The 15,723-nt window shown below is 66.4% G+C and carries 13 protein-coding genes and 1 pseudogene; 8 read left to right on the top strand and 6 right to left on the bottom strand.

What is annotated here, in order from left to right:
* Positions 1-24 precede the first annotated feature (24 nt).
* A complete protein-coding gene (locus G6N15_RS13750; RefSeq protein WP_083087151.1) occupies positions 25-699 on the bottom strand; it encodes a phosphodiesterase in 675 nt (224 codons plus the stop codon).
* A 5-nt stretch (positions 700-704) separates the two neighbouring features.
* Entirely contained in the window at positions 705-2,813 is a 2,109-nt protein-coding gene (locus G6N15_RS13745; RefSeq protein ID WP_083087105.1) for a catalase, read from the bottom strand.
* A 146-nt stretch (positions 2,814-2,959) separates the two neighbouring features.
* On the opposite strand from G6N15_RS13745, the gene G6N15_RS13740 reads away from it, so the two are divergent.
* Complete coding sequence (locus G6N15_RS13740; protein ID WP_083087104.1) at positions 2,960-4,411, top strand: MFS transporter; 1,452 nt, start codon at positions 2,960-2,962, stop codon at positions 4,409-4,411.
* A 532-nt stretch (positions 4,412-4,943) separates the two neighbouring features.
* Positions 4,944-5,597, top strand: a complete 654-nt coding sequence (phoU, locus tag G6N15_RS13735; RefSeq protein WP_083087102.1) for a phosphate signaling complex protein PhoU — start codon at positions 4,944-4,946, stop codon at positions 5,595-5,597.
* 58 nt (positions 5,598-5,655) lie between these two features.
* On the opposite strand, the gene G6N15_RS13730 is transcribed toward phoU, so the two are convergent.
* The gene (locus G6N15_RS13730) at positions 5,656-5,988 is read right to left on the bottom strand and encodes a hypothetical protein (RefSeq protein WP_083087101.1); all 333 of its coding nucleotides are present in this window, start codon (positions 5,986-5,988) and stop codon (positions 5,656-5,658) included.
* Between the two features lie 259 nt (positions 5,989-6,247).
* Between G6N15_RS13730 and G6N15_RS13725 the strand changes: the two genes are divergently transcribed.
* Both G6N15_RS13725 and G6N15_RS13720 read left to right on the top strand, forming a co-directional pair.
* On the top strand, positions 6,248-6,904 hold the full coding sequence (locus G6N15_RS13725) for a TetR/AcrR family transcriptional regulator (RefSeq protein WP_083087150.1): 657 nt from the start codon (positions 6,248-6,250) through the stop codon (positions 6,902-6,904).
* Between the two features lie 91 nt (positions 6,905-6,995).
* A complete protein-coding gene (locus G6N15_RS13720) occupies positions 6,996-7,658 on the top strand; it encodes a TetR/AcrR family transcriptional regulator (RefSeq protein ID WP_083087100.1) in 663 nt (220 codons plus the stop codon).
* Between the two features lie 5 nt (positions 7,659-7,663).
* Here G6N15_RS13720 and G6N15_RS13715 read toward each other — a convergent pair whose 3' ends face one another.
* Positions 7,664-8,101 (bottom strand): hypothetical protein, encoded by a 438-nt coding sequence (locus G6N15_RS13715; protein ID WP_083087099.1) that lies wholly within the window; start codon positions 8,099-8,101, stop codon positions 7,664-7,666.
* Positions 8,102-8,215: 114 nt separating this feature from the next.
* Between G6N15_RS13715 and G6N15_RS13710 the strand changes: the two genes are divergently transcribed.
* The 4 genes from G6N15_RS13710 to G6N15_RS23275 all read left to right on the top strand — a co-directional run bounded on the left by G6N15_RS13710 (position 8,216) and on the right by G6N15_RS23275 (position 13,958).
* Positions 8,216-12,742: an ATP-dependent helicase gene (locus tag G6N15_RS13710; protein ID WP_083087098.1), complete on the top strand. Its 4,527-nt coding sequence runs from the start codon at positions 8,216-8,218 to the stop codon at positions 12,740-12,742.
* A 3-nt stretch (positions 12,743-12,745) separates the two neighbouring features.
* The gene (nei2, locus tag G6N15_RS13705) at positions 12,746-13,501 is read left to right on the top strand and encodes an endonuclease VIII Nei2 (protein ID WP_083087097.1); all 756 of its coding nucleotides are present in this window, start codon (positions 12,746-12,748) and stop codon (positions 13,499-13,501) included.
* A 140-nt stretch (positions 13,502-13,641) separates the two neighbouring features.
* Positions 13,642-13,872 (top strand): hypothetical protein, encoded by a 231-nt coding sequence (locus tag G6N15_RS13700; RefSeq protein WP_232070523.1) that lies wholly within the window; start codon positions 13,642-13,644, stop codon positions 13,870-13,872.
* On the top strand, positions 13,800-13,958 hold the full coding sequence (locus G6N15_RS23275) for a DUF732 domain-containing protein (protein WP_232070466.1): 159 nt from the start codon (positions 13,800-13,802) through the stop codon (positions 13,956-13,958). Before G6N15_RS13700 ends, G6N15_RS23275 begins: the two co-directional genes overlap by 73 nt.
* A gap of 107 nt (positions 13,959-14,065) precedes the next feature.
* Here G6N15_RS23275 and G6N15_RS13695 read toward each other — a convergent pair.
* Together G6N15_RS13695 and G6N15_RS13690 are read right to left on the bottom strand one after the other, a co-directional pair.
* A pseudogene (locus G6N15_RS13695) lies at positions 14,066-14,730 on the bottom strand (MBL fold metallo-hydrolase).
* Positions 14,731-14,738: 8 nt separating this feature from the next.
* Positions 14,739-15,722 (bottom strand): SMP-30/gluconolactonase/LRE family protein, encoded by a 984-nt coding sequence (locus tag G6N15_RS13690; RefSeq protein ID WP_083087096.1) that lies wholly within the window; start codon positions 15,720-15,722, stop codon positions 14,739-14,741.
* Between the last annotated feature and the right edge of the window lies 1 nt (position 15,723).

Below are 15,723 nucleotides of genomic sequence, written 5' to 3'. Positions count from 1 at the left end.
GCCTGTTCAGCCGCTAACCAGCCTCTAATCAGCGTCGCGGCCTTCGCGGCTGCGGTCATACGCGCGCCGCCTTAAAGAGGTCAGCCAGCCCGGCGCGAGCGTGACGTCGGGCGGCGCATTGATCGTGGGATCGAACAGCACGTCGTGCGACTCGTCGTCAGGCAGCAGCCGATTCACAGAAAGCACGGCCAACGGCTCGAATCGCCCTGTGCCGCAGGCTTGTTCGATATTGAACTCAATGCCACCCTGATCGATGTGCTTCCTGATGCTCTCCAACGACACGCCTGGCTCACCGATCTTGCTGCTCAGTTGCGCGCGGATCCACCAATACCGCTGCTCGTAGCACAGCGGCATCAGACTCGACATCGACGCCGACCACGAGGTGACCGGGTGCAACGCGATCCGGGCCAACCGCCCGGCACCCGCGGACGCCAACAGCACGTCCCAGCCGTTTGGCGGAAACACCGTGGGTGGCATCTTCCAGGCCAGCCCGATGATGTCGGGCAGCGCACCCGGAGTGCCGGCGCCCTTGGAGATGCGGGCGACGACGTCGCACGAGCGGATCGGCAGCCCCTGATCCGGCGGCGCCAGCCGTTCCAGCGAGCCGCCGGCCAGGACGCCGACCGGGTGAAACACCCGGCGATGGCGCAGGGCGGATCCCCACTTCAGGGGCACCGCGACGATGTCGGAGAGGTTCATGGCGGTTATGCCGGAACCATCGCGGTGTCGCGGTCCCACACGCGGTGCTTGGCAAGCACCGCGGCGAAGGCGTCGAAGAACTCGTCCGACATGCTGTCTTCGGCCGCCGTCGTCGACACAACACCCCTCGACGACACCACGTCCGCGCCGTCGGCGAGTTGCTCAGCCACCCCGGCTTTGCGCAGCAGATCGATTCCTGCGCCGAACGCGCCCACCGGCTTGAGGTGCTTGTATGCCTCGGTCACGAAGTTCACCGCATATCCGTCATTGGACAATGCGGCCACCGATTCCGGTCCGCACGGCACAATCACCGCGTCGTAGAGCACCGACGCCATGGTGTTGATCGCCCGGTCGACGGCAAGTTCGCCGCCCGACCCGCCGGTCAACGTGCCGCCACCGATCGGCGCCAGCACCTCGGGTATCGCGCCGCGTTCCCGCATCGCGCGAAGCAGCCGGTCCGTGCCACGCACGTCGACGCCGTCGGCCGCCAGCACGGCGATCTTGCGGCTTTCGATGCTGTCGGTGGCGGTGTTCAACTGCGAAAGTGCCGGGGAGGCCGGCATCTTGTCGTCGACCGGTTGCTCGTCGGGCACCGGCAGCCCCAGCTTGCCGGCGACTTGCGCGGCCAGCTCGTGGTCGACCAAGTTCAGCTGGTCGACCACCCGCGAGCGGATTTCGCGAGTCTCCACGTGGCCGAGCTCGAAGGCGAACGCGGCAACGATGTGCTCGGCTTCGACCGCCGACATGCTCTTCCAGAACATGCGGGCCTGGCTGTAGTGATCCTGGAAGCTCTTGGCGCGCTGCCGGATCTTGTGGCCGTCCACTTTTTCGGTGTAGTGCCGGAACACGTCTTCGTCGGCAAGAGCCGGGCAGCCCCCACCCACCGTGTTCTTGAAATAGCTGGATTGGCCTCGCGGAATGGCGATTTGGCCGTAGCCGTCGTGCTGGTTGTTGCGAACCTCGGCCACCGGCCGGTTGACCGGTAACTGGGCGAAGTTGGGGCCGCCCAGGCGAATCAGCTGGGTGTCCAAATAGGAGAAGTTGCGGAACTGCAGGAGCGGATCGTTGGTGAAGTCGATGCCGGGCACCACGTTGGCGGTGTGGAAGGCGACTTGTTCGGTTTCGGCGAAGAAGTTGTCCGGGTTGCGGTTGAGCACCATCTTGCCCACAGGGCGTACCGGAACCTGTTCTTCGGGAATGATTTTCGTTGCGTCGAGCAGGTCGAACTGAAACGAGAACTCGTCGCGCTCGGGCACCAGTTGCACCCCGAGCTCGTACTCCGGGTACTGGCCCGCCTCGATGGCCTCCCACAGGTCACGCCTGTTGAAGTCGGGATCCTTGCCGGCGACTTTTTGGCATTCGTCCCAGATCAGCGAGTGCACACCCAGCCGCGGCTTCCAGTGAAACTTCACGAACGTGCCCTCGCCGCGGGCGTTTACCAGCCGGAAGGTATGCACGCCGAAGCCTTGCATCATCCGGAAGCTGCGCGGCAGTGCCCGATCCGACATCAGCCACATGATCGCGTGCAGCGTCTCCGGCTGCAGCGACACGAAGTCCCACAGGGTGTCGTGCGCAGATTGCGCCTGCGGGATCTCGTTGTGCGGCTCCGGCTTGACCGCATGAACGAAGTCGGGGAACTTGATGCCGTCCTGGATGAAGAAGACGGGAAAGTTGTTGCCTACCAAGTCGTAGTTGCCTTGGTCGGTGTAGAACTTCGTCGCGAACCCGCGGACATCACGAACGGTGTCAGCCGAGCCGCGGGACCCGGCGACCGTGGAGAACCGCACGAACACCGGTGTTTGTTTGCCCGGCGTGGTCAAGAACTTCGCGACGGTGTAGTCGGCCAGCGAATCGTCGTAGGGCTCGAAGTATCCGTAGGCGCCCGCACCGCGGGCGTGTACCACCCGTTCGGGGATGCGCTCGTGGTCGAAGTGGGTGATCTTCTCCCGCGCGTGGAAGTCCTCCAGCAGCGTCGGCCCGCGCTCTCCGACGCTCAGCGCGTCGTCGGTGTGATCCACGCGAACACCCTGCTGCGTGGTCAGATACCCGCTCGCGCGGTCGACCCGATATTGGTCTAACTGCTCTTGCTTTGGGTTTTGGTCGTTAGTTGTCATCACGTCCCTCCGACACAGGAATTCCAAGCCTGGGTAACCCGTGGCGCAGTTCGACAAACGGAGTCCTCACCGAACGGCTCGACCGGGATATAACCTCACCTTTCTGGGTATGCCGCCGGGCACGCCGACGGACCGGAGAGGCTGCGATGAGCGAAGGCGTACAGACCGGCACGATCACCACGCAGGTGCCCGCTCGGCTGGACCGGCTGCCCTGGTCGCGGTTTCACTGGCGGGTGGTCGTCGGCTTGGGCGGTGTCTGGATCCTCGACGGTCTCGAAGTCACCATGGTGGGCAATGTCGCGGCCCGGCTGATCGAGCGGGGCAGCGGCATCCAGATCACCGCAGCACAGATCGGCGCCGCCGCGGCCTTCTACATCGCGGGCGCCTGCAGCGGTGCGCTGTTTTTCGGTCAGCTCACCGACCGCTTCGGTCGTAAGAAGCTCTTCATCGCCACACTGGCGATATACCTGGTCGCCACCGCCGCGACGGCTTTCTCTTTTGCGCCCTGGTACTTCTTCGTTGCGAGATTTTTCGCAGGCGCAGGCATCGGCGGGGAATACGCGGCGATCAATTCGGCGATCGACGAGCTGATTCCCGCGCGCCTGCGTGGACGTGTCGATCTGGCCATCAACGGCTCCTACTGGTTGGGATCGGCGTTGGGCGCCGCGGCAGCGTTGCTGTTTTTGAACACGTCCCTGTTTCCGCTGAACATCGGGTGGCGAATCGCGTTCGGCGTCGGTGCCGTGTTCGGGATAGCGGTACTGATCGTGCGTCGCAACGTGCCGGAAAGTCCGCGCTGGCTCTTCATTCACGGCCAGCAAGAGGAAGCCGAGCAGATCGTCGACGACATCGAGGCCGACGTCGAGCAGGAGAAGCACGAGAAGCTCCCGGAACCGGAGGGATCGCTGACCGTGCGCCAGCGCAAGGTCATCTCTTTCCGGGAGATCGCCAAGGTGGCCTTCACGCTGTACCCCAGTCGCGCGGTTTTGGGCCTGGCCCTCTTCATTGGGCAGGCGTTCCTGTACAACGGGGTCACGTTCAACCTCGGCACCTTGCTCAGCGGGTTCTACTCAGTGGCTTCCGGCATGGTGCCGGTGTTTTTCATCCTGTGGGCGCTCAGCAATTTCGCCGGGCCGGTGCTACTCGGGCCACTCTTCGACACGGTTGGGCGAAAACCGATGATCTCGCTGACCTACCTTGGCTCCGCCGCGGTGGCGGTCGTACTGGCCGGCATCTTCGTGAGCCAATTCGGTGGCGTCTGGACGTTTCTCGCTGTACTCATGGTGTGCTTCTTCCTGGCCGGTTCCGGCGCCAGTGCCGCTTACCTGACGGTCAGTGAGATCTTCCCGATGGAGACCCGGGCGTTGGCCATCGCCTTCTTCTATGCGGTCGGTACCGCGATCGGCGGTATCACCGGTCCGCTGCTGTTCGGCGACCTGATCGAATCCGGGAACCGGCATCAGGCCGCGCTGTCATTTCTGATCGGCGCGGCCGTCATGGCAATCGGAGGCGTGGTCGAACTGGTGCTGGGAGTCAAGGCCGAGGGTCAGAAACTGGAGGACCTTGCAATGCCGCTGACCACCGCGGAGGCTGCATGACCGCAGCGCCATGGCTATGTCGGCTCATGGGACATCGACCGCGTTTCCGTGTCGACGGCGCAACGATGTACTGGGAATGTGAGCGGGGGTGCGGCCAAGCCAGCGACAGTAAGACGTATGCGACGGCTGAGCAGGCACGCCGCTACGCCGCCGCCTTCGATCGGCGCGATAACAGCGAGTTGGGCAAAAGGGCACCGTTGATCGGGCTGCTGCCACTTCGGGTGTGGCGTCGACTCAACGGCCCGTCTACAAGCCGAACGCGCTCACCGCGCCGATTATGAACAGCGCGAATGCATTCGCACGCTGACTCGGCGCCGCTGGGGCCGGCGCTGACTGCTCAACACCGCGGCCGCCCTCCAGCTCACGCCTCACAGCGAGCCCGATGCGACCGATCTGACACCCGCCGCTTAATTGGGTGTTCCCATGCGGGCGGGGATGGTAAACGATGGTCGTTGAGTTACATGTGCTTTGAACGCTGGCCACATAGGCGGTAAGTGAGATCATCTTGGCATCACCAGGCACCCCCCGGTCGATGAGAAGCTCATTTCACGAGCAACTTTCGGCGCTAACGGAACAGCTCGCGGAATTGTGCGACTCGAGTGGTCAAGCGATGCGCCGCGCCACCGACGCGCTTTTGCAAGCGGACCTTGCTCTCGCGGAAAGTGTCATCGCCGGACATGACAAAATCGCCGCGGAAAGCGCTCAGGTCGACCAGACAGCGTTCCTGTTGCTCGCTCTGCAGTCACCGGTAGCCGCGGATCTGCGCGCAGTCGTCACCGCTATCCAGATCGCCGCCAACGTCGAGCGGATGGGCGGCCTGGCTGTGCATGTGGCCAAGATCGCCCGGCGACGTCATCCACAACATGCCGTGCCCGCAGAAGTCAGCGGGCACATCGCTGACATGGGTGATCTGGCTGTGGCATTGAGCGCTGGTGCGCGCGACGTGTTGCTGTCGCGCGACCCGAAACGAGCCTCCGAGATTCGCCACGACGATGACGCGATGGACGAGAAGCATCGCGAACTGCTGACGGTGCTTATGGACCGAGGGTGGACGCACGGTGTCGGTGCAGCCGTTGATGTCACCCTGTTGGGGCGGTTCTACGAACGGTTCGCCGACCACACCGTGCAGATCGCTCGCCGAGTCGTCTTTCAAGCAACCGGGCGGCACGAGCCGTATCGTAGCTGAGCAAGCGAAAATCTCTGCCGCACAACGGTTATGCTGTTCTCACGCGGCGGCTGGCGGCCTAGTGCAGATGGTTTGCTTCGTGGTCGCTAGCTGACTGGGTAGCGCGTCGGCGCACTTGTGCAGCGCGCTCGCGCGCCTGGCTGGCCGCTTCGTGGGTGCGTGCGGCCTGCTCGTGGATCTCAGCGGCACGCTCGTGGACGGCGGATGCTTGTTCGTGGCGTTGAGCAGAGGAGCGAGCGGCAGCTTCAGCACCGACCTGAGCCTGCGCGGCCCGTTGTGCGGCACGGTCGGCGTCTTCTTGGGGGACGGACTGTCCCGGTTCCACCTCGGCACCTTGGGCGGCAGGTTCGTGAGCTCCCGCGGCAGCGCGATCACCTGCGTTTTCAGGCATATAACCACGCTAGCCGAGGAATCGGGAACCGTCGACGTCTCTGAGCCCGAGGACCAATTGCGAAGGCACGCAATCAGATTGCTCGGAGCTAAGGATTAAGGCGAGACTCGGGCGGCACGAGCCGCCATTTCGTGCCTGCCGCCGAATCGTTCTTGCGCACCGCAACATTACAGAGCAGCTATCGATTTTGCCCCGTGCGAAGACTATGAAGTTCTGGCAAACACCGGTCAAGACCTGTGGTGTAAGTAACATCGGTCGCATGCGAGCGACACGGCGGCGGTTGTCCCCGGAGGACCGGCGTGCGGAGTTGCTGGCGCTGGGCGCCGAGGTGTTCGGCCAACGCCCCTACGACGACGTCCGCGTCGACGAGATCGCCGAGCGGGCCGGGGTGTCTCGGGCATTGATGTACCACTACTTCCCCGACAAGCGGGCGTTCTTCGCCGCCGTGGTCAAGTTCGAGGCGGAGCGGCTGATCGAGGCGACCAACCACTTGCCGCTGCCGGGCCAGACACTGTTCGAAGAGGTGCGCACCGGCGTGCTCGCGTACATGGGGTACCAGCAACAGCATCCGCACTCGGCATGGGCCGCCTATGTCGGCATCGGCCGCTCCGACCCGGTACTGCTCGGCATCGACGACGAAGCCAAGAATCGCCAGGTCGAACATGTCATGAGTCGGATCAGTGACATCGCGCACCCCGGCAGCGAGCTGGACCCCGAGGTCGAGCGCAATGTCCGGATGGTGGTGAACGGCTGGGTCGCGTTCACCTTCGAGCTGTGCCGGCAGCGCATCATGGACCCGACCAGCGACATCGGTGTCCTCAGCGACGCGTGTGCGCATGCGCTGCTCGACGCGGTGACGCGAATCCCGGGCATTCCTGCGAAACTGGCCGCGGTGATCGCGCCGGATCAGCGCTGACCTCGCGGGAGCGCACCGCAGACCCGTAGTTTTGCTGGCCGTCAATTTCAAATTAGACGTCTGTCGAATCGCTTGTTCGTAACATCGAAGTATGGAAGCGACAAGGCGGCGACTGTCCCCCAAGGACCGGCGCGCGGAGTTGCTGGCGCTGGGCGCCGAAGTGTTCGGCCAACACCCCTACGACGAGGTCCGCATCGATGAGGTAGCCGAACGGGCCGGCATATCGCGGGCGTTGATGTACCACTACTTCCCCGACAAGCGGGCGTTCTTCGCCGCCGTCGTCAAGTACGAGGCGGAGCGGCTGTTCGAGGCGACGGAGATCGCGCCGAATGCGGGTGACACCCTCTTCCAACGAGTCCGTGCCGGTGTGCTCGCGTACGTGGACTACTACCAGCGGCACCCGCGCGCAGCCTGGGCCGTGTATGTCCGCGCGGGCCGGTACGACCCAGTCCTGGTCGAGATTGACGACGCCACCAAGAAACGTCAGATGGAACGCGTTATGACCGCTGCCAACGCGTTGGTGCCCGGAGGGCTTGGAGACGGTCTGCACTCACAGGTGGAGCGTGACCTGCGGGCCACGGTCTACGGCTGGCTCTCGTTCACCTTCGAGATGTGTCGGCAGCGGATCATGGATCCCTCGATCGACGATGAGTATCTCGGCGACGCTTGTGCGCATGCGCTGCTGGACGCGATTGGGCGGGTGCCGGGCATTCCGGCCGAGTTGGCCGACGCGGTGGCGCCGGACAAACGCTGACCGGCTCACCCGGCTCCGGCTATGAAGGCCAGGCTCAGGCAGATCAGCACGCTGAGCGTCAAAAGTTCGCGCCACGGTCGCCACGGGTTGTCCTGGATCGCGTACGACATGGTCTTGATCGGTGACAGGGGCTCAGGCGCCGCCCGATCCGCGGGAACCGGCGCATGAAACTCGTGAAAGTACAGCTGAATCAGGGTGGCGCCGATCCAGATGCCGCCCAGGAAGCTCACGGCTTCGATTCCCCGCCACACCAACAGCGTCGCCAACACGATCGTGAACAGCAGCATCACGGTGTCAGACGTCGTGGTGGCTGAACGCCTGCCGTGGTAGCTCTTGTCCAGGGCGGCTCTGCGCCTGCGGTACGGCAGCGCAAAGAAGGCGAACTTCACAAGAGCGTGAACGCCGAGCACGGCGACGAGCACGGTCGTAATCGTGGTGCGCACGCAAACCCCTTCCCGACCCTGACTGAACGGTCGTTCAATATACTAAACCATTGTTTAGCACACGGGTCGGCCGACGTCGCGGCACTTGTCGGTGGTGATTGGCACGATGGCTAGGTGAGCGCTTCGCCGCCGACGGACCCGCTGGCCCGCTTTTCTCTCCCGACGCGGGAGTGGTTCGCCGGCACCTTTTCCGCGCCGACACCGGCGCAGGACGGCGCGTGGTCGGCGATCGCCGACGGCCACAACACGCTCGTCATCGCGCCAACCGGATCCGGTAAGACGCTGGCGGCTTTCCTGTGGGCCCTGGATAGCTTAGGCAGCCTGGCCAGCGCGGCCGGGCATGAACGCGTGCCAGGCACCCAGGTGCTCTACGTGTCACCGCTGAAGGCGCTGGCCGTCGACGTCGAGCGCAACCTGCGCGCTCCCTTGAGCGGGATAACCCGGGTCGCCCAGCGGCGAGGCATCCCCGTTCCTGAGATCAGCGTGGGCGTGCGATCCGGTGACACCCCGCCCGCGCGGCGCCGCCAGCTCATCGCACAGCCGCCGGACGTGTTGATCACAACGCCCGAGTCGCTGTTTTTGATGCTCACCTCGGCGGCACGGCAGACGCTCAGCGCGGTACGCACCGTCATCGTCGACGAGGTGCACGCCATCGCGGGCACCAAGCGCGGCGCACACCTGGCGTTGTCGCTGGAGCGGCTTGACCAGTTGCTGCCGCGGCCGGCGCAGCGAATCGGGTTGTCGGCGACGGTGCGTCCGCCCGAGGAGGTGGCCCGGTTCTTGTCCGGGCAATCGCCCACCACCGTCGTCGCACCCCCGTCACCCAAGACCATCGATCTGACGGTGGAGGTGCCGGTCCCTGACATGACCAACCTGGCGAACAACACCATCTGGCCCGACGTCGAGGCTCGCCTGGTCGAGCTGATCGAGGCGCACAACTCGACGATCGTGTTCGCCAACTCCCGGCGGCTCGCCGAGCGGCTTACCGCCCGGCTCAACGAGATTCACGCCGAACGCTACGGCCTGGAGCTGCCCGAGAGCGCCAACCGGCAGGTGGCCGGGGGTGCACCGGCCCAGTTGTTGGGCAGTGGCCAAACGTACGGTGCGCCAACCGTTCTGGCGCGCGCCCACCACGGTTCGGTCAGCAAAGAACAACGTGCTGCCGTCGAAGACGACCTCAAAACCGGCCGGCTCAAAGCCGTCGTGGCGACATCGAGCCTCGAGTTGGGCATCGATATGGGCGCGGTCGATCTGGTGATCCAGGTGGAAGCGCCGCCGTCGGTGGCCAGCGGCCTGCAGCGCATCGGCCGGGCCGGCCATCAGGTCGGCGAAATCTCGCAGGGCGTCCTGTTTCCCAAACACCGCACCGATCTGATCGGCTGCGCGGTTGCGGCCCAGCGCATGCTGGCCGGGCAGATCGAAACCATGCAGGTGCCAACCAACCCGCTCGACATCCTCGCGCAGCACACCGTGGCGGCGGCCGCGCTGGAGCCACTTGACGCCGACCGCTGGTTCGACACCGTGCGGCGCAGCGCATCGTTCGCCACGCTGCCGCGCAGCGCGTTCGAGGCGACACTGGATTTGCTCTCCGGCAAGTATCCGTCGACCGAATTCGCCGAGCTGCGACCACGATTGGTCTACGACCGCGACACCGGCACCCTGACCGCGCGACCCGGTGCGCAACGACTTGCGGTCACCTCCGGCGGAGCGATCCCCGACCGCGGGCTGTTCACCGTCTGGCTCGCTACCGAAAAGCCTTCGCGGGTCGGCGAACTCGACGAGGAAATGGTCTACGAATCCCGCCCGGGCGATGTCATCTCGCTGGGCGCGACCAGCTGGCGGATCACCGAGATCACCCACGACCGGGTGCTGGTGATCCCCGCGCCGGGCCAGCCCGCCCGGCTACCGTTCTGGCGGGGCGACGACGTCGGGCGTCCGGCCGAGCTGGGCCGCGCGATCGGCGCCTTCACCGGCGAGCTGGCCAGTTTGGACCGCAAGGCATTCGAAACGCGCTGCGCTGAAGTGGGTTTCGATGCTTTCGCCACCGACAACCTGTGGCGGCTGCTGGACGACCAGCGCAGCGCCACCGCCACGGTGCCCACCGACACCACGCTGTTGGTGGAACGGTTCCGCGACGAGCTCGGCGACTGGCGGGTGATCCTGCATTCGCCCTACGGGCTGCGGGTGCACGGCCCGCTCGCGCTGGCGGTGGGCCGGCGGCTGCGGACACGCTACGGCATCGACGAGAAGCCGACCGCCTCCGACGACGGCATCGTGGTGCGCCTGCCCGACACTGACTCGGGCGACAAGCCACCGGGCGCAGAGCTTTTCGTGTTCGACCCCGACGAGATCGACCCGATCGTCACCGACGAGGTGGGCGGTTCGGCGCTGTTCGCGGCGCGCTTCCGGGAATGCGCCGCCCGGGCCCTGCTGCTGCCGCGGCGACACCCCGGCCGCCGCTCGCCGCTGTGGCATCAGCGCCAGCGCGCCGCCCAGCTCCTCGACGTCGCCCGCAAATACCCCGACTTTCCGATCGTGCTGGAAACGATCCGCGAGTGCCTGCAAGACGTCTATGACGTGCCGGCGCTGACCCACCTGATGGCTGACATCGCTTCGCGGCGCGTACGGGTGAGCGAAGCCGAGACCGTCACGCCGTCGCCGTTCGCGGCTTCGCTGCTGTTCGGTTACGTCGGCGCGTTCATCTACGAAGGCGACAGTCCGCTGGCCGAGCGCCGCGCCGCCGCGCTGTCACTGGACACCACCCTGCTGGCCGAGCTGCTCGGCCGCGTCGAGCTACGCGAGCTGCTTGACCCCGACGTCATCGCCGCAACCGGCCGGCAGCTGCAGCACCTGTCCGCTGACCGGATGGCCCGCGACGCCGAGGCGGTGGCCGACCTGCTGCGGCTGCTGGGTCCGCTGGCCGAAGACGAGATTGCCGCCCGCGCGGGCGGGGCCGATGTCGGCGGCTGGCTGGAAGGCTTGCGGGCCGCCAGACGCGCGCTGACGGTATCGTTCGCCGGCGCGACCTGGTGGGTCGCGGTCGAGGACATCGGCCGGCTGCGCGACGGCGTGGGTGTCGCCGTGCCGGTCGGCGTGCCCAACAGCTTCACCGAGGTGGTCGCCGACCCGCTCGGCGAGCTGCTCGGCCGCTACGCGCGCACCCATACCCCGTTCACCACCGCCGACGCGGCCGCCCGATTCGGCCTGGGACTCCGGGTGACCGCCGACGTCCTGGGCCGGCTGGCCACCGACGGGCGTTTGGTGCGCGGCGACTTCGTCGCCGACGCCGCCGGCGACCAGTGGTGCGACACCGAGGTGCTGCGGATTCTGCGGCGCCGATCGCTGGCGGCGCTACGGGCGCAGGTCGAGCCGGTCAGCACCGCCGCCTACGCCCGCTTCCTGCCGGCGTGGCAACACGTCGGCGCCGAAACGACTTCCGGCATCGACGGGTTGGCGGCCGTGCTCGATCAGCTCGCCGGTGTACGCATGCCTGCGTCGGCGATCGAACCGCTGGTATTGGCGCCGCGGGTGCGCGACTACTCCCCCGCCATGCTCGACGAGCTGCTGGCCTCCGGCGAGGTGATGTGGTCCGGTGCCGGAACGATTTCCGGCAACGACGGCTGGATCGCGTTCCACGCCAGCGACACCGCGCCATTGACGCTGACCGTCGGTGCCGAGATCGAGTTCACCGACGCCCATCGCGCGATCCTGGACACGCTGGCGGGCGGCGGCGCGTTCTTCTTCCGCCAGCTCGGTGACGGCGCCGCTGAGCTGAAAGCCGCGTTGTGGGAACTGATTTGGGCCGGCTGGGTCACCGGCGACACGTTCGCGCCGGTGCGCGCGATGCTCTCCGGCGGCCCGGGCACCCGCAGGCGCGCCACACCGGCGCACCGGCACCGGCGGGCCCCACGGCTGAGCCGCTACAGCGTCGCGCACGCCCAGACCCGCGCCACCGATCCCACCGTGGCCGGCCGGTGGTCGGCGCTGCCGCCTCCCGAGCCTGACTCCACGCTGCGTGTCCACCACCAGGCCGAACTATTGCTGAACCGCTACGGCGTGCTCACCAAGGGCGCAGCTGCCGCCGAAGGCGTGCCGGGCGGATTCGCGACGCTGTACAAGGTGCTGACCGCATTCGAGGACGCCGGGCGCTGTCAGCGCGGCTACTTCGTAGAGTCGTTGGGCGGCGCGCAGTTTGCGGTCGCATCGACAGTCGACAGGCTGCGCGGCTACCTCGACAGCGTGGACCCCGAGCGGCCGCATTACCAGGCGGTGGTCCTGGCCTCGGCCGACCCCGCCAACCCCTACGGCGCGGCACTGCCCTGGCCGACCCGGGCCTCTGAAGACGAGGGCGCCGCACGTCCAGGTCGCAAGGCCGGGGCGCTGGTCGCGCTGGTGGACGGCGAGTTGGCGTGGTTTCTCGAGCGCGGCGGGCGCTCGCTGTTGAGTTTCACCGACGATTCCGAGGCCCACCATGCGGCTGCCGGCGCGCTGGCCGATCTGGTGGGTGCGCGCCGCGTCGATTCCGTCCTGGTCGAGCGGGTGAACGGTGTACCGGTGCTACAGCTGCGGGATTCGCCGATCCACGCCGCGCTTACCGCGGCCGGCTTCGCGAGCACACCGCGCGGATTGAGGCTGCGCTAGCGAATGCCTGAGGGCGACACGGTTTTTCACACCGCGGAGATACTGCGGCAGGCGCTCGCCGGTCGCAGTCTGACACGCTGCGACATCCGGGTGCCGCGATACGCCACCGTCGACCTGTCTGGGCAGGTGGTCGACGAGGTGCTCAGCCGTGGCAAGCACCTGTTCATCCGCGTAGGACCGGCCAGCATCCACTCACATCTGAAGATGGATGGCAGCTGGCGGGTAACCACCGGCCGCGCGCGAACCGATCACCGCGTCCGAATCATCTTGGCAGCAGGCGACATCCAGGCCATGGGTATCGACCTCGGTGTACTGGAGGTGCTCGACCGCGCCCACGACGGCGACGTGGTGGCCCACTTGGGACCCGACCTGCTCGGTGACGACTGGGATCCGCAAATCGCGGCCGCTAACCTGCTCGCCGAGCCGGACCGGCCGCTGGCCGATGCGCTACTCGACCAGCGGGTGCTGGCCGGGATCGGCAACGTCTACTGCAACGAGCTGTGTTTCGTCAGCGGGCATCTGCCCACCACTCCGGTACGCGAGATCAGCGACCCTCACCGCCTGGTATCGCGAGCCCGAGACATGCTGTGGGCCAACCGCTACCGCTGGAGCCGGTGCACCACCGGCGACACCCGGAACGGTCGGCAACTGTGGGTCTACGGGCGCGCCGGGCAGAGTTGCCGTCGGTGCGGCACGCCCGTCAACTATGACAACTCCAATGCGCGGGTGACGTACTGGTGCCCGGCCTGCCAACGTTGAACGCTCAAGGCGTGTCTGCCGCGTTAACGATCACGCCTGCGGGCTAGCCGGTGCGCCGCGGCATGCAATGATCGCAATGACACCGGCTTGGCTTGCCACCAGCCACCGCTCGCGCTTCAGCGTTGTGGAGAACTTCAGCGATGACGACGAACCAGGTCCGCGGCCTTGTCTTGGCGGCCGCGATGCTCGGCGTTGTGGGAGCAGTGGCGATTCCGAGCGCGCATGCCGACGCCGTGGACACCAACTTCTTGCAACCGCTGAAGGCCAAGGGCATCAATTCGCCTCCGCGCAATCCGCGATCATCGCCGGTCACGAGGTCTGCGATGAACTCGACCTCGGTAGGCAGCCGTCCGACGTCGCCTCCGACGTAATGAAGAACAGCAACCTGGACGACTACCACGCCGGGTTCTTCGTCGGCGTCAGCATCGCTGCGTTCTGTCCGAGATATTCCGGCTAAACGGTGACGGCGCCCGCGTGGCATGCATCCCGCGAACTGTGCGGCGCGCTGCGCGGTCATCCCGCGGATGGTGGCCGTTGCATCACTGTCCCCTTGAGTGCCCAGCGTTACAACGTGACTGAGCCGCCGCGTTCCAGCTCGATGATCCGATCGGCCATGCCGCGCCGCTGCATTTCACGGATGAAATCGCTTACGTCCCGCCCAGGTGCAGCCGACCGAGGTCGATACTGTCGAAACGCACGGGAATGTCGTCGAGCTCCTCGATAAGCAAGGTGTCCCCGGAGATGTAGAGCCGCCGCCGCGAGGAACCGTCAACCGGCCCGAACTCGACCATAGTGCCCATCACCGGTGGCAGCAGTCGATGTCCCCACACCGGCGCGTGCCGGCCGGGTAATGACGTCATCGCGACACTGGTGTCGCCTTTGGTGATGGCGTGCGATTGCCAGGTCGACATCCCGAGCGCTTCGCCGAACCCGCGTCGATGCAGCCGGTTAGCGGCGTGCGGCGTGGTCAGGATCGTCAACCCGTGGTCGAGACGCTGCTGCGCCACCCGGTCCCAGTGATCGCCGTGCATGTGCGACAAGACAATTGCATCCAGCGGCGGCAACTCCTCGACGCTCAGGGCAGGTTCCTTGCGGCGCTTGGACACCAGCCCGTAGCCGAGGTAGGCGTGCTGGCCGCGGTGCAGGAAGTTCGGATCGGTCAACAGCGTCACGCCGCCGGCCGCTATCAGCGTGGTCGCGTTGCCGACAAACGTCACCGTGATTTCCATACTGTCGGCTACCCCCGATCGTGCGGACGCAGCCGGATGAGTTGCTCGGTGGGGTTCGACGGCGCCGGAGAGACAGCGGCGATGGCCTGTTGGGCGATACTGCCCAGGTACAGCGCGCCGTCGTGTTCGCGGACGCCGGTCACCATGCGGTAGCCGCACCGGCGACCGCATGCCATCCGCGCGACCGCGGTTCCGTCGCGGTTGATCGCCAGCACCCGCGCCGTCGCCGCCGGCGCGTGGTTGACCGCACTCGCCGCGCGGCCGATGAGCCTGCGGGCCGGACGGGGGGTCCGCTGGGCCAAGCGCAGCGGCCGTATCCCAGTGACGGGTAGTGCTACCCAGATTCGTCCTAACGTACCGGTCGACAGGTTGTCGGGCAGGCCCGGCAATCGGTCGACCAGCACCTCGGATTCGCCGCAGCGCGGTCCGTGCAACCACACTCGGTGAATGCGTCCGGTTGCGGTTTCGGCGACCGCGACGAAGGATTCATCGTCAGCGAGCGCGACGCCGTTGGCGAACTCCAGGTGATCGAGCAAAACCTGAACTTCACCCGCCGGGTCGCGGCGCAGCAGCCGGCCGGTGGCGGTGCGTTCAATGACGTCGGTCTGGAAGGCCTCGAGCCCGTAGCGGCGCGAGGAATCGGTGAAGTAGATCGTTCCGTCGGCCGCGACAGCCGCGTTGTTGCAGAGCTTCATCGGCTCGCCGTCGACCGTGGTGACCAGCGACTCAATCGAATCGGCGGCGGGATCGACGCGCAGCAGGCCCCGCTGCGCATCGCAGACGATCAGCCGGCCGTCGGGCATCGCCTCGACGCCGAGCGGGCGACCGCCGGTGTCTGCCAGAACTTTGATGTCGGTCCCGTCTTTGGCGATGCTCAGCACCCGGCCGTCAGCGACGCCGGTGACCAACCGATCGTCGAGTACGGCAACGTCCTCCGGCCCGTCTCCATCTACCTCTAGTCGATACAGCTCAGGCGTCGGAATAACGGCCATG

The sequence above is a fragment of the Mycobacterium noviomagense genome (assembly GCF_010731635.1).
Taxonomy (GTDB): Bacteria; Actinomycetota; Actinomycetes; order Mycobacteriales; family Mycobacteriaceae; genus Mycobacterium; species Mycobacterium noviomagense.
The sequence above is the reverse complement of the archived record's forward strand: the minus strand, read 5'-3'. Positions and strand labels throughout refer to the sequence as shown.